The organism is Nocardioides ultimimeridianus (genome assembly GCF_054777895.1).
On the sequence record NZ_BAAHAB010000004.1, the window covers coordinates 395334 to 409388 of the forward strand.

General features: G+C 70.6%; 10 protein-coding genes. 7 read left to right on the top strand and 3 right to left on the bottom strand.

Annotated elements, in window-relative coordinates; translation table 11 throughout:
* The first annotated feature begins 15 nt into the window (after positions 1–15).
* Genes ACYU8V_RS04320 through ACYU8V_RS04330 form a run of 3 tightly spaced genes read left to right on the top strand, consistent with a single transcriptional unit; the run spans position 16 to position 3342 of the window.
* Positions 16–789, top strand: a complete 774-nt coding sequence (locus ACYU8V_RS04320; RefSeq protein ID WP_460845425.1) for a phosphotransferase family protein — start codon at positions 16–18, stop codon at positions 787–789.
* Entirely contained in the window at positions 786–1862 is a 1077-nt protein-coding gene (locus tag ACYU8V_RS04325) for a GNAT family N-acetyltransferase (protein ID WP_460845427.1), read from the top strand. Before ACYU8V_RS04320 ends, ACYU8V_RS04325 begins: the two co-directional genes overlap by 4 nt.
* Positions 1855–3342, top strand: a complete 1488-nt coding sequence (locus ACYU8V_RS04330) for an oligosaccharide flippase family protein (RefSeq protein ID WP_460845429.1) — start codon at positions 1855–1857, stop codon at positions 3340–3342. The genes ACYU8V_RS04325 and ACYU8V_RS04330 overlap by 8 nt, the downstream gene beginning before the upstream one ends.
* On the opposite strand, the gene ACYU8V_RS04335 is transcribed toward ACYU8V_RS04330, so the two are convergent.
* The 3 genes from ACYU8V_RS04335 to ACYU8V_RS04345 all read right to left on the bottom strand — a co-directional run bounded on the left by ACYU8V_RS04335 (position 3332) and on the right by ACYU8V_RS04345 (position 8037).
* The gene (locus ACYU8V_RS04335) at positions 3332–4594 is read right to left on the bottom strand and encodes a DUF1501 domain-containing protein (protein WP_460845430.1); all 1263 of its coding nucleotides are present in this window, start codon (positions 4592–4594) and stop codon (positions 3332–3334) included. The two genes, ACYU8V_RS04330 and ACYU8V_RS04335, sit on opposite strands and share 11 nt — an antisense overlap.
* A gap of 4 nt (positions 4595–4598) precedes the next feature.
* Entirely contained in the window at positions 4599–6146 is a 1548-nt protein-coding gene (locus tag ACYU8V_RS04340) for a DUF1800 domain-containing protein (RefSeq protein WP_460845431.1), read from the bottom strand.
* Between the two features lie 121 nt (positions 6147–6267).
* Positions 6268–8037 carry a GNAT family N-acetyltransferase gene (locus ACYU8V_RS04345; protein WP_460845433.1) on the bottom strand — a complete coding sequence of 590 codons (1770 nt, stop codon included), beginning with the start codon at positions 8035–8037 and terminating at the stop codon, positions 6268–6270.
* Between the two features lie 41 nt (positions 8038–8078).
* Here ACYU8V_RS04345 and ACYU8V_RS04350 point away from each other — a divergent pair, with 41 nt between their 5' ends.
* The 4 genes from ACYU8V_RS04350 to ACYU8V_RS04365 all read left to right on the top strand — a co-directional run bounded on the left by ACYU8V_RS04350 (position 8079) and on the right by ACYU8V_RS04365 (position 14024).
* Positions 8079–8861: an alpha/beta fold hydrolase gene (locus ACYU8V_RS04350; protein ID WP_460845435.1), complete on the top strand. Its 783-nt coding sequence runs from the start codon at positions 8079–8081 to the stop codon at positions 8859–8861.
* A gap of 274 nt (positions 8862–9135) precedes the next feature.
* A complete protein-coding gene (locus tag ACYU8V_RS04355; protein ID WP_460845437.1) occupies positions 9136–11163 on the top strand; it encodes a protein kinase domain-containing protein in 2028 nt (675 codons plus the stop codon).
* A gap of 192 nt (positions 11164–11355) precedes the next feature.
* Entirely contained in the window at positions 11356–12462 is a 1107-nt protein-coding gene (locus tag ACYU8V_RS04360) for a hypothetical protein (protein ID WP_460845439.1), read from the top strand.
* Positions 12456–14024 carry a hypothetical protein gene (locus tag ACYU8V_RS04365; RefSeq protein WP_460845441.1) on the top strand — a complete coding sequence of 523 codons (1569 nt, stop codon included), beginning with the start codon at positions 12456–12458 and terminating at the stop codon, positions 14022–14024. Before ACYU8V_RS04360 ends, ACYU8V_RS04365 begins: the two co-directional genes overlap by 7 nt.
* Positions 14025–14055: the final 31 nt, after the last annotated feature.

Sequence of the window (14055 nt, forward strand, 5' to 3'; positions counted from 1 at the left end):
TCGACCGGTGGAGACGTGAGCATCCTGAGCACACCGGAGGCCCTGGCGGCCGACCCGGCGATGGTCGTCGACGTCGCCTCGCTGCCCCGGGACCGGGTGCGCATCGCCCGGGAGGTCGCGGGCCGCGCCTGGGCGGTCCGCAACGGCATCCCGACCGCCGAGGTGGTCGCGGCCGACCCCGAGGCGCGCTGGCTGGTGAGCAGACGCGTGGACGACGTACCCGGCGAGTCCACCGCGTACGTCGAAGCCGCCCTCGAGGCCTCGCTGCGCATCCACGCCGCGCCACCACCGGACTTCGTCGCCGACACCGGCGGCGCCTGGCGGGCGCCCCGGTGGTCCGCGCCGCTGCGGGTGGCCCGACTGGTGCACGCCGGCATCGATCCCCGCGCCTTCGTGGCCGCCCGCCAGGCGGTCGCCGACCAGGAGGGCACGGTCACGGTGCACAACGACTTCCACCGCGGCAACGTCCTCCACCCTGCCGACGGGGGAGGCGTGGTCGTCATCGACTGGGAGCTCATCACGCTCGGCCCGCGCTACACCGACATGGTCCAGCTGGTCGTCGACATCACCGAGCCCTCGCTCGCCCTCGACGCGTGGGAGCGCCTGCTGGACGCGGTCGCCGGCCCCGAGCGCCGCGCGGTGGCGCAGTTGCTCGACTGGCTCGCGGTGCGCACCTACGCGAGTGACCTCTCGTCTCCGCGGGGCGAGTTGGCCCCCGGCCAGCTCGACCGCCGTCGCGCGCGTTGGAATGAGGCCCGGCTCTGGTCGAGGGAGTGGGGCGTGTCGTGATCAGGATCGATCACGGCGGTGACGCCGTTCAGACACTCCAGGAGGCCGCCGGCCTGATCGACGCGGCCAGCGAGGCGTTCTCCACGTCATCGACCTGGTACGTCGTTGCGGCGACCACCCTCCCCGGCGACCACGTGGTGATCTCCGTCCGGGACGCCGGTCGCGTCGTCGCGCTCGCCGCGCTGACCCGACACACCAGGCACGGGGTAGCCCGGATCGAGATGCTCGCCTCCGAGTACAACGACTACGCCGGGTTCGCTCTGGAGGACCCCACCTACGCGCCGGGCCTGGCAGCGGCCATCGCGTCGTGGGTGCGCTCGCACCGGAGGTGGTCCCTCTCGCTCCAGCAGCTCCCCGAGCACGACCCGACGGTCGCCGCGCTCCGCACCCTGCTTCCTGAGGCGCAGCTCGCCGCGGGCCCGCCCATGCCGAGGATCAGCGGCATCGGCACGACCTACCAGGTCAGTCGGAACCGCCGGCGCAATGTCAACAACGCGATCAACCGTGCGGTCACCGACGGGCGCTCGGCACACACCCTCACCCTCACCGAGCTGCCGGCCATCGACGCGTGGCTGGATCGTGTGATGGTGGCTCGCCGCGGCCGTGACAACGGCATCGGGCGCCGCAGCCACCTGGACCTCCCGGGCGTCGAGGACTTCCTCCGCGGCTACCTCCGCGCAGCGGCCGCTGAGGGTCGGGTGATCCTGCACCTGTTCGTGATCGACGGGACGGAGCTGGGCGGCTACGGCATCGTCCTCGTGGACGGCGATGCGCACCGGATGTTCGACGGCCGGGTCGCCCACGAGCACCAGCGCTACAAGGGCGGTGTGGTGAGCGATGTCGAGGCCGCCGTCGATGCCTCTGTGAGGCCGGAGATCGTGACGTTCGACTGGCTCCGGGGGAGCTCGGAGGCCAAGTTCGGGAACGACGTCCTGCATCGGTACGGGCTGGTCGCCACGTCGCACCGCGCGTTGGCGAGGGCCGATCGGCTGGCCTCCCGATCGCGCGGTCTGGTGAAGGCGGCACTGCCGCACAGGGTCCGGGAGCGGCTGGTGACCGCGCGCGATGAGTGACCTCGACGACCGGTCGGCCGTCCGGCGTACCACCCTCGCAGCGATCGCGCTCGGCCTCTCGGAGATCCTCGGCAAGATCGCGACCTTCCTGGTCTTCCTCTTCGCAGCCCGCCTGCTCGGGATCGCGGAGTTCGGGGTGTTCTCCTGGGGACTGAGCCTCGGCATGCTGCTCATGATGATCCCGTCGTTCGGACTGGATGCCCGGGTCCTCCAGCTGGGGAGCCTGCACCCCGAGCGCATCGATCGCCTCTACGGCGCTCTGGTCGGCATCCGGTTGATCGCGTTCGGTGTCGTCCTTGCCCTGACTGCCGTCGTGACCCTCGTGAACTCGGGGCCGAGCGCCGAGACGCTCGTCGTGCTGTCACTCGTGGCCGCGTGCCTGCTCGATCCGCTGAACGACGCATGCCGTTCCGCGTGCGGGGCGCTGCAGCGCCAGGAGGCGCCGGCCGTGGTCATGGTCGCCCAGCGGTTCCTCACCCTGGCGCTGTGCATCGGCCCGATGGCGGCGACGGGGAAGCTGTGGTGCGGGGCGCTCGGCTACCTGATCGGCGTGATCATCGGCAACATCGGCATGTTCGTGGCGGCCGGCCGCGCCGGCGCCCGTCCGCGATGGCGAGGCAGCCTCGCGGATGCGCGCGACATCCTGCGAGCCGCACCCGTCCTCGGCATGGAGGCCATGTCGACGATGGGGCTGTTCCGGATCGACGCGGCGATCATCGCGCTGATGGTCGGCACGAGCGCCGTCGGCGTCTACAACGCCAGCTACCGGATCTTCGAGACGGTGCTGTTCGTGAGCTGGAGCATGTCGCGGGCCTTCATGCCGATCATCGCGGCCAGGCCCGCCGACGCGCGCCACGTCGGCACCTGGACGCAGCGGTGGCTCGTGGTCGTCGTGACGCTGTACCTGCCCTACGGGACCGTCCTAGCGGTGCGGGGCGACGACCTCGTCGGCGCGCTGTACGGCGATGCCTACGTGACCCCGGGGCTGATGGCGAGTCTGGCCTTCGCACCGGTGCTCTTCGGGATGGCGCACCTCGCCGGCACGGTCCTCGTGGCCCGGCGCCCTGACCCGCTCGTGGTCATCGCCAGCCTCGCCGCCCTGGCCGTGAACGTCGGCCTCGACGTGGTGCTGCTGCCACGCATCGGCATCGTCGGCGCCGGCGTCGCCACCTCGCTCGCGTTCGTCCTGCAGGCGGCGATCCTGCTCGGAGCGGTGCTGCGGTTCACCGGCCCCCTCGGGCTGGGAAGGCGCCTCGGCGTGGTGCTCGGCGCCTGCGGTGTCGCCGCCGTCGCCCTTCGCGGCATCGGGCCGTTGCTCCCGTCGCTGGTCGCGGGCGGGCTGGCCTACCTCGGCGCCTGGCTCGTGCTCTGCACGATCATCGATCCCGCCCTCCTGCGCGAGCTGCGGGAGATGCGCCGACGGCCGGAGGCCACCGAGGACGCGGTTCCGGGGTCACTCCTCGTCGACGTCACGCCATGACGCCGACGGTCTCCGGCTGGAACCCCGGGAAGACCTGCGCCGTCGACACCCCGAGCCGCTTCGTGACCACCTCGGAGAGCACGCTGCGGTAGTCGGTGGTGACCATCAGGTCGTCGTCCTCGACGTTGGCCAGCGGGGTCCAGGTGCCGTGGTAGCCGCCGTTGACGCCGGCCCCGAACAGGAGCATGACGTTGCCGTAGCCGTGGTCGGTCCCGAAGGTCGAGTTCTCGACCGTGCGCCGCCCGAACTCCGACAGCGCCACGACCGTCACCTTCGACGCGAACGTGCCGAGGTCGACGAAGAACGCGGCCATGGACTGGGCGAACTCGGTCGCCATGTCGTGCAGCCGGCCCTTGGCGAGCGTCCCGAGGTCCGCGTGGTGGTCCCAGTCGCCGTAGTCGAGGGTGATCACCTGCGCGCCCACGTCGCCCTTGATCACCCGCACCGCCGCGGCCAGCGCGTCGCCGAGGTCGCCCTTCGGGTAGAGCGCGCCGGCCAGCGGCGTCTCCGCGGTCGCCCTGACCGGCGCGAAGCCGTCCAGGGCCTGCATCGCCGCACGCGCACCGGCGCCCAGCGGTCCGCCGGCATGTCCCCACATGGTCGCCATCGAGCGGCGCCGCCGTCCCATGGTGTCCCACTGGTCCGCCCCGGCCATCCGCATGGCGTCGATGCTCTCGATGGCCACGCAGGCCGCGGGACCCATCAGCGACGTGGGCGGCACCGCGTCGCCGATCTGCACCGCCTCCAGGGGCGTCGTGACCGTGTCCTGGCCGATCAGCCGGTTCAGCCAGCCGGTGCGGGTCGTCGATCCCGGCGCCGCGTCCTCGAGCTCCTGCATCGCCGAGAAGTGGGACCGGTTCGGCGCGGGCAGGCCGGTGCCGTGGACCGCCGCCATCCGGCCGGCCTGCCACAGCGGCAGCAGCGGGGCCAGGTCCGGGTGCAGGCCGAAGAACGCGTCGCCCACCAGCAGCTGGGGCGTAGGGATGGCGATGTTCGGCCGGGCGAGCGCGTAGACGGGGTCGCCGTGCGGCACCACCAGGCTCATCCCGTCCATCGCGCCGCGCATGGAGAGCACCACCACGACGGCCGGGGCCGACGCGGTGGCGGCGTACGCCGTCTGCAGGTGCGCGCTGCCGAAAGCGGCCGTGGTCACGAGCGCCCCGCCGCCGACGATCGGCGCGCGGAACACTGCCCGCCGGCTGAGGCGCGGGGGACCCGCGCACTCGGCGCAGTCGCTGCTGTCGTCACTCATGGCGTCACCTGGTCATGTGGGTCGGGCAGTCGAGGAAGACCGTGAGCAGGCGCGGCAGGTCCTGCCACGCGAACAGCGGGTGCTGGGCGCTGATCACGTCGCCCGGCCGGCAGCCCGTGGCCTCGCACGCGACCTGCAGCAGCAGCGGCGTCGAGCCGCGGCCGTGGATGACCCGTGCCAGGTGGTCGACGAACAGGTCGAAGCGCAGCCGCCTCTCCGGCAGCCACCCCAGCTGTCGCCGGTACGTCGCCCCGACGGTCGGCCACCAGCTCCCGGCCATCGTGTAGTGCAGCTCCAGCGAGCCCAGGTAGCGCGCGGTCGAGGACCACGAGACGCCGTCGTCGGGCCGCCCGTTGGGCTGTCCCCACCCGAACGGCAGCATCCCGAGCTGCTGGCACTGCCACGCCATCTGGTTGACCGCGGCGTCCTCGTTGCTGCTCGCGAGCGTGCCGTCGATGCCGGCACCGAGCGCGCGCCAGGTGGCGATCACGTCCTCCGACGGCGTCCGCACCTTCCGGCCGGCCGACGCCTTGAACTCCGTCGACGACACCAGCGCGCGCAGCACCGGCTTGATCGCCGTGTCCGACGCGAGGTAGACGCTCGCGAGGCGCGCCACCAGGGACGCCGGGGGAGTGTCGGAGACGAAGCGGGTCGCCAGCTTCAGCGCCAGGTGCTGTGCGGTCCGGCGGTGCCGCGCCAGGTAGGTGAGGTACGCCGCCAGCGCGGCCTGTCCGTCAGGGTCGGCGTTCGCGTGCCGGAAGCCCATGATCGCGACCGGCCCGGTCGCGTGCTGCGACGGGTCGTAGCGGTAGGTCCAGGTGTCCCACTCGTCCATCACGAAGCCGGTCAGGATCCGCGCGGAGTCCTTCACGTCGTCCTCGCCGTAGCTCCCGACGCCGACGGTGTGCAGCTCGAGCAGCTCGCGGCCGAGGTTCTCGTTGGGCGCGTCCTTGGACGAGTTGGCGTTGTTCAGGTACACCGCCATGGCCGGGTGCAGCACCGCCGCGGGCAGCAGGTCGGCGAACCGGCCGAGCGCGTGCGCCCGGATCGTCTTGCCGTACGCCGTCCGGAACGGCCCGACCTCGCCGTCGGCCGGGATGTTGAAGTGGTGCTCCCAGAACTCCGCCATCGTCTCGAGCACCTGGCGACGGGTTCCGTAGCGCCGCACCACGGCCCAGGACTGGTAGTTCGTGTCGGCCCACCACAGGCTCTCGGTGCCGGCCTGGTCGCGCTGCCAGATCTCGTCCGGGGTGGCGTTGATCGAGGGCCACCAGGCCGACGTGGCGCGGTACCAGTTGTCGTCGTACCCGTCGCTCAGCTGCCGCTCGAACCACTTCGCCGCGCCCCCGGCGGCGTTGACCTGGGCGTTCAGGGCGGGGGTGTAGCCGCTGGTGAACCTGCGCAGCAGGTTCAGCGTGCTCGCCGACGGGATCGCCGTGGCGCGGTAGGGCCGCGGTGCGTACGTCGTGACCGCGGCCGCCGGTGGCGCCACCGCGGCCGCGCCCGCCGCCATCGCCCCGCCGGCGACCACTGCTCGCCGCGTCGTCCCCATCGACCCTCCCCGCTCCGGTCGCACGATTCTGCAGCGCGCGAGGGGCCCGGCGGCACGGGAGATCGGGTCGCCGTGCCGGGGCCCACGTCCCGGGAGTGACCGGGACCAAAGGACCGGTCGGTCAGAGCGCCAGCTTGAGCCCGACCTGGGAATGCTGGTAGCCGAGCCCGGCGTAGAAGGACAGCGCCCCCTCCCGTTCCCGGTCGGTGGTGATCTGCGCGAGCACCGCGCCGCGGGCCCGGCCGTGCTCGTGCGCCCAGGCCATCATCGCGCGACCGACACCCCGACCACGCCAGGCGGAGTCGACGCGCAGGCCCTCGATCTGCAGCCGGGTCGCACCGTGCCGCGACAGGCCCGGGATCAGGGACAGCTGCATCGTGGCGACGACCTGCCCGGTGTCGTCCCGCACGACCGCGAGGTGGTGCGCGCGGTCGCGGCTGATGGCGTCGTACGCCGCCTCGTACCGCGCCAGGTCGTCCCCCTCGCGCCGACTGCCGAGATCGTCGTCGGCGAGCAGTCGTGCGATGGCGGGGGCGTCGGCGCGCGTGGCGCGCTGGAGCATCAGTCGTCCGTCGGCGGCGTCGAGGCGTCCACCGGCAGACGTCCGCGCCTGCCGTCCGAGGCGGTCGACCAGGGCGTCCAGCCAGCGCCCGACGTTGGTCCGCGCGACCGTCGTGTCCGGGTAGCGGCAGCGCAGGTGCAGGCCACTGTCGTCGAGGATGAACCAGATCATCACGCCGTCCGTGCGGAGGGCGGCGCTGACGTAGTGCGCCTGCATGCCCACCGAGTCGAAGCGCACGGGCAGCCGCCGGAGGTCGAGCCAGGAGATCGCGAACATGCCGGGGGCGTCGGGCATCCCGCCCCACGGCGCGAGGACCTCCGCGAGCGGCCACGACCCGAGCCGGATCGCCTCCTTCACCGCGGCGGCCGCGGTCGCGGGTGTCCCGTCGGTGCACTCGATGACCGAGTTGGTGATGAACCAGCCGACCGAGTCGTGCCAGGTCTCGTCGTACCGGCTGTGCACGGGGAAGACCGCGCGCAGCGGCTGCTGGGCGAGGCTGTCGGTGACCGTCGCCATGGCGGCGACGACGAGCGCGAGGGTCGAGACGCCGTCGGCACGCGCCTGCGCGGCGAGGGCCGCGGAGTCGTCGACGTCGAGCACGTCGCGGACCTCGACCCGCTCGGCGCGCGGCGCCGCGACGTCGCCGAGGTCGAGCGGGAACTGCGGCATCACGTCACCGCAGGCGCCGAGGATGCGCGCCCAGGTGTCGTGGACGTCCGCCGGTGCCGACGGGCGTGCGGCCAGCGCTCGGGTGTGCTCGGCGAAGGCCGGCACCGGCGGGAGAGACGGGTCCAGCCCTACGCGGGCCTGCTCCAGCCCGGCCAGGAGGTCGCGGCCGAGGACGAGCAGCGACCACATGTCGACGTGGGAGTGGTCCGCGGCGATGACCAGCGTCGGGGCGACGGCCGTCTCCATCACGCACAGCCGGTGGGACGGGGCCGCGAGGGGCCGGCAGGTCGCGTCGAGCATCCGGCGCAGCGCCTCGTTCGGGCTCTCACCCGGCTCGATCTCGTGCTCGGTCCAGCTGCCGGGGGCCACCTCGATCGTGTGCAACGAGGTCACGCCGTCCTCACCCGTGGTGAACCGGGTCCGGAGCGTGCCGTGCCGTGCGATCACCGCCAGCCACGCGGCCTCGAGCAGCTCGCGGTCCACGGGCGCACTCAGCTGGAACAGCAGCGCCATCCACGAGCCCGGCCGGTCGCCGGCATCGACGTGGCGCTCCTGGTCGAACGAGACGGGGACCGCGTCGCCGGAGGGGCCGACGGTGACGTCGTACCCCCACAACCGCCCGAACGGGAGCCGGATGTGACTGACGTGGGTGAGCCGCATGGCCGCTAACGTAAGGGCAGATTGTTTCGGCAGGAGGCTGGATGACGTCGTTCCCCGTCCCCGGTGCTGAGCTGGCCGTCGAGCTCAGCGACGAAGGCGGCCACCCGGTCGTCCAGCTGCACGGGCTGACGTCGAGCCGGCAGCGCGACCGCCTGCTCAACCTCGATCTCGGCGTAGGCCTGAGCGGCACCCGCCTGCTCCGGTACGACGCTCGCGGGCACGGCCGCTCCACCGGACGCCTGGTCCCCGACGACTACCGGTGGCCGGCGCTGGCCGAGGACCTGCTGCGGCTGCTCGACGCGTGGTTCCCCGGCGAGAAGGTGCACGGCGTCGGCCCGTCGATGGGCTGCGCCACCCTCCTTCACGCCGCGATGCGCGACCCCGACCGGTTCGACGGCCTCACCCTGATGCTGCCGCCGACCGCGTGGGCCACCCGGGCCGCCAAGTCCGATGAGTACCTCGGCGCCGCGGCCCTCGTGGAGAAGCGCGGCCTCGAGGCCTTCGTCGCCGCCGGCGCCGGCTACCCGCCGGTGCCGGCCCAGCGCGGCGTGCCCGAGACGCTTCCCGACGTCTCGGCGGAGGTGTTCCCGTCGCTGTTCCGTGGTGCCGCGATGAGCGACCTGCCCACGCTGGAGGCCATCGCCACGATCGAGGCCTCGGTGACGATCCTGGCGTGGACCGACGACCCCGGTCATCCCCTCTCCACCGCGCACGCCCTCGCCGGGGTGCTTCCGCACGCGACACTCCACATCGCCTCCACCCCCGACGACGTCGCGGCGTGGCCCGCGATCCTGATGGCCGACGTCCGGGCGCACGGAGCCTGAGGATCGAACAGGGCGGAGGAGGACCGGGGCCCGATCCTGCTCGCGGTCGGCGGCAGCACCGGGCGGGGCGAGGCCATGGGTCGGGAAGCAATTTTGCTCGGAAACGACCGCAGATGGCCCCTGACTTCGGCAAACTTGCGCCCACGCGGTCGACGGCCAAGGAGGCGCAGTGGGGGATGGATGGGTGGAACGGCCTCTCGTTGCTTTCGCCGGGCAGCTCTTCGCGCACCAGACCACTGGCTACCAGCGAATCTGCCTTGACGATCCTGTAGGAATGCGCGCCTGGCAGCCTCTCGGTCTCCCAGCGGACACGATCGACATCTCGGGCGCGAGGCTGCCCTTCGCCACAGTGGTGGCCGCTCTCAAGTCCGACGGCACGTTGCTCAGCTCGAACGATCACAGCAGTCCCGCGTGGGGTGATTGGGATCCGTCAGAGCCACCGGAGCCTGACACGAGAGCGACCGGCATCGCGGTTTGGTCACGAGATGACGACCATCTCGAGACAGCGATCGTGCTCGACCGCATCCGCGTCATGCACCGATGGGTCGTGGGCGGCGCTGACGCGTCAGGCTGGCACGCGATGGAAACTCCCACGGCCTCCGTGCATCGCCTCATCGGCGTCTCGGGGGGTGGAGGTCGTGGCCAGAGCTTCCCGGAGCTGCACCTGATCGGCGACGGGAAGCTGTGGTCCCGGTCCTGGAGCGGTGACCGCGGTTGGGCCGATTGGGCACTCGAGTGGCAGGTCGGTCGTGGGGGCGTGGATGCCGCACCCGAGGACATATCGGCGTGGGGCGGGCCGGACGGGAGGCAACACGTCGTCGTCACCCTGGCCGACGGCACTGTCCTCCAACGCCTCCACGGGCTTCGCGAACCCAGCACGTCCTGGGAGATCCTCGCCTCAGGCACGCCCGTCGGTCCTGTCGTCGGCACCGCCGGCGAGGGAGGAGCTCAAACCCTGTTCGCTCTCGACAGCGACGGCGAGCTCCGATCACGTCGGTGGCGAGGCGGGCAGACGTGGGGCGGATGGGAACGATTCGAACCTAGACTGCCTGCCGCCCAGCAGACGCGTGACGATCTCGAACGCGACTCGACCACCGACCCGGCGCCGGACGCTGATCAACCGGAACCGAGCCCCACGTACGTCGATGAGGCTTTCGCGTCGAGCGGAGAGGACGTCCCCACCGAGGCGCTGGAGCCGCCGACCATGCGCCTCGAAGACAGGGGCGCCGAAGGTCCACGCGCTCAGAGTCGAGCGGCCGACGGAGGCGGGACGATCATCCTTCCTCAGGCCAACTACGTCCCCCTGACGGACGCTGACCCCGAACAGATCGGGAAGTACCAGCTGAAGTACGGGATCACAGGCGGCAACGACGGCACCGTCAAGTTCGTCGCGCGGCACCAGTCGACCGGGGTCTTCCTGAAGGCTGCCCACATCGAGACCCACCCGGATCACGCGCGTGCGATCCTCGCCAGCGGAGCCCTTGCCCGCGAGCTTCCAGCGTCCGAATTCCTCCCTCCGGTCCTCGAGGCAGACCAGGCCGACGGTTACGCGTTCGTGGCCCAACGCCTCGTCACGGGCGAAGGCCTTGACGCCTCGCTCCGGTCTGCAGGCGGAGGGGGACTCGAGCTCAGAGAGGCACTGAGCGTCTCGCTCGATCTGGCCAGGGGCATCCAGTTGTTCGCCACCCATGGGCTGGTCCACCGTGACGTCAAGCCGGCGAACATCATCCGGTCCGATACCGGCCACGCATGCCTGGTCGACTATGGATCCGTCTGTCAGAGCCACGTCGAACTCGTGCACCCCGTCAGCTACACGCCGGAGTACTCCGGGCCGGAGGTGGACGAGTTCGCCATGGCCCATCCCGGCAACGACGTATGGTCCTGGGCACTGGTGACCATTCAGATGCTGACCGGACGCCGCGTGCAGCCGAAGATGCACGAGACCGGTGGCAAGGCCTACGACTACTTCGCGAGGTTGCACGACCTCGATGACAGCCTGATCCCGAGATCGGTTCGGCGACTGCTGAATGAGGCCCTTCGCGTCGACCCGGACGAGCGCCCGAACGCTTCACGGATCATTGAGACTCTCGCGATCGAGCTCGACCGTGAGCCCGAGATCCCACGTCTACAGGCGTTCGGAGATTCGGCGTCCGCCCTCCCGAGCAGAGCCGAGGAGGAATGGCGGCGTTTCCTCGTGACCGTGGGCAACCAGGGCCTCTTCGTGTACCGGGGCCTGCTTCTCATCATCGCGGCCGTCTCCTTCCTGGCGGGGCTGATCGCTGCAGTGATCGTCATCGGCTGAGAGAGGGACCCGAGATGAACATGAATCCTGTGCCTCACGGCCGGCGTGGAACGGCGCGCCTGTCGGACAAGGGCCGAACGCGCCTGTTGTGGTTCGCTGCTGTCGCCGTGGTGGCGGCGATCGGAGGTGGCATCGTTGGAGCGATCCTTGCCCTTTCAAACTAGGACGGTCCTGTGTCCGCGGTGCCTCATCGTGGTGGACAGGACGAGCCTGCGGTGGCGCAACAACCAGGACGAGGCTGTCCCTTCGCCGCGCGGCAGGCAGGTCCGGACGTGGCGGCCCTGGCTCGAATCCTTGTGGTTCGGCGACCGCCAGCCTCTCCAACGACGCGACGCCGGCAGCGTCCGTGAGTACTACGCGAGTGGCATCCACGCCGTGTGTGCCAAGGGCCATCGTCTGCCCGAGGGGATACTCACCAACCCGACCGTCGTGATCGCGCTACTCGGCCAACAGGCATCAGGCAAGTCCCTCTACGCCGCGACCCTCATCGACGCCCTGGTCACAGATGCGGTTCTCGGGGACGGATACACCTTCCAACTCCACCCGACGAATGGCGAGCGGTTCGACGCGCAGTACAGCGACTTCCTCTCGCGCGGCGCGGTTCCCATGGAGACGCAGCGCAACATCGACGGCGAAGCGTCTCGGGAGCCGTGGTACCTCGTGATGCATCGGCCCGACGGCTCCCAGGTGAACATCTTGATCTTCGACGCCGACGGGAGGCAGCTGACGAACCTGGAGACGATCAGCCAGTACAACCCGCACGTACTGGCCACGAACGCGTTCCTGTTCCTGGTTCCACCGAACGTGTTCCCCGGGGTACGCCTGATGGGTCAGCGCCTCGACCACACGCTCCAGTCCCTCACGATGGCGAACGTTCTCGCCAGCAACGTGGTCACCGCGCTGCGTGCGGTGGACCCGACCGGGGAGGGCCGGGTGGGCAGCTTGGTGATCACCAAGGCTGACGACATCGATCCCGCGCAGCTCGGCGACGACCTGGACGACATCCTCGTTGACCTCGACTACCACAACAACGGGCTCGCGGCCATCGAGGGCGAGATCATCGAGCGGTCCCAGCAGATCCAGGAGTTCCTGCACGGGCACCGGGGAGCGGGGCTCACCGGAACTCTCGAAGGGTACTTCCAGCACACGTCGTACCACATGACCGCGACGGTGCGCGGCTCGAGCACGGACGGGTACTTCTCAGGACCGCCGGCGCCGGTTCGAATTCTCGGGCCGTTCGTCAGCGCCTTGATCAACCTCGGTGTCATGGTGCCCGGAGGAGCTGAGTCGACATGGTGATCGTCACGATCGATTACGTCGTCTACACGTGGGCACGGAGGGTGCTCGATGGGCAGCCGAACGGTTTCGGGATCGTCGAGCGTTCGACGAACTGGCCACCTGATCTCGACCTTCCGGACTTCGTCCTCACGCTGACGGACGAGGAACGCCGTCACGTCGGACACACCTACGGCGGCACGGTCGCCGTCCCCGCCGGGCGGCTTCTGGTCATCAAACGCGTCCTCGGTGCCGACGGCTCGGGGCGCCCCGGCAACTACATCGCCGTCGTCGCACTGGATCGCACCAGCACGCTCGGACCACTCGACCTGATCGGCCTTCTCAACGCTGGCGCGTTCACACTCGACAAGCGCATCGATGGGACGCCTCGGGACGGCGCGGAAGCGGTCGAGATCAAGTTGCCGGACAGCTGGCCGCCACCGGCCTCGAACGCTCCTCCGGCAGTGCCTGTCGCCTTCGAGACACTCGACGAAGCCGCATCTGAGCTGCCCCGGGCCACGCTGGTCCTTCCGCCCGACATGCTGAACCGGCAGCCGTTGTGGACGGGGGCGGCGCCCGCACGGGTGCCGATCAGGTCGTCGTTCTCGAAGCACGACGAAGCGCTCATCGAGCGGGCGCGCGCGGGCGGATGGAGCAGCACAGCGCAATGGTGGCGTCGCGCTGATGGCGTCGATTGGATAAGGCTCGCCCGCGATTACCTCGACCTGATCGACCCGCAGTCGACACGCCCGATCATGGACCTGCTGCGCGCCGCAGAGCCGTACAGCGAAGAGCACGTTGCACACGCGCTTGTCTCGCAACTGGTGACACGGTTCCCCGAGTATGCGGGCAACGAGCGAGTGGTGGCATCGGTGACCTCGCTCGTCGTCCCTTTCGCAGCCGCGGAGTCGCCGGAGCTTGCGATCGATCTGGTTCGGACGGCTGCTCGAGCGAACCTCGGCGAAAGCACACTGGCAGAGATGATCGGCATCGCCACGAGCGAGGGCGTGCCCATGGGCACACTCCTGGCCGAGGATTCCGAGGCAGCCGATCGCGTCCGTGCGGTCCTCGGCCTGTCCCGGCCACCGGCCGCGCAACGGCTCGACCAGCAAGCATCGAAGCCAGCCGCGCTCGCTCCCAGCCCGAGTCGCCCAGCACCCGCCACGTCCGTTGGGACACCGATACAGGCGTTCGACGAGCGATTCGAGGCGATCCTGGATGACGTCCGCGATCGGGCTACGGTCAGCAGATTGCGCGAAGCAGCCGACCGCGGTGCGAGTCCGGAAGAGATCTGGGCGCGGATCGGCGGGGCGCAGCTCGACGGACTCTTCATCAGCGCATTCCCGGGTCACGCCGGATTCTGGGCCGACACGATCGCCGCCGATCCACTGGTCAGTGACCGTGAGCTCGGCGCACGGCTGCGGCGCAATCGCAAGGTCCTGGCTCGAGCGACGATGCCTGCACTGTTGGGTGAGGACTACTTGGCCCTAGCGACGGAGAATCGGGTACTGCGGCGCCTCGTTCTCGGTGCAGGCCTGCTGCTTCTCGTCACCTTGGCGTTCGCTCTGGTCGCGTTGCGATACTGACCAGCTCGCCGGCTCTCTGCTCGGCCAGTCT

Coding starts and splice junctions, on each gene's coding strand:
- ACYU8V_RS04330 (WP_460845429.1), top strand. CDS start 1,855: ATGAGTGACCTCGACGACCGGTCGGCCGTCCGGCGTACCACCCTCGCA.
- ACYU8V_RS04335 (WP_460845430.1), bottom strand. CDS start 4,594: ATGAGTGACGACAGCAGCGACTGCGCCGAGTGCGCGGGTCCCCCGCGC.
- ACYU8V_RS04365 (WP_460845441.1), top strand. CDS start 12,456: ATGGTGATCGTCACGATCGATTACGTCGTCTACACGTGGGCACGGAGG.
- ACYU8V_RS04355 (WP_460845437.1), top strand. CDS start 9,136: ATGCGCGCCTGGCAGCCTCTCGGTCTCCCAGCGGACACGATCGACATC.
- ACYU8V_RS04350 (WP_460845435.1), top strand. CDS start 8,079: ATGACGTCGTTCCCCGTCCCCGGTGCTGAGCTGGCCGTCGAGCTCAGC.
- ACYU8V_RS04345 (WP_460845433.1), bottom strand. CDS start 8,037: ATGCGGCTCACCCACGTCAGTCACATCCGGCTCCCGTTCGGGCGGTTG.
- ACYU8V_RS04340 (WP_460845431.1), bottom strand. CDS start 6,146: ATGGGGACGACGCGGCGAGCAGTGGTCGCCGGCGGGGCGATGGCGGCG.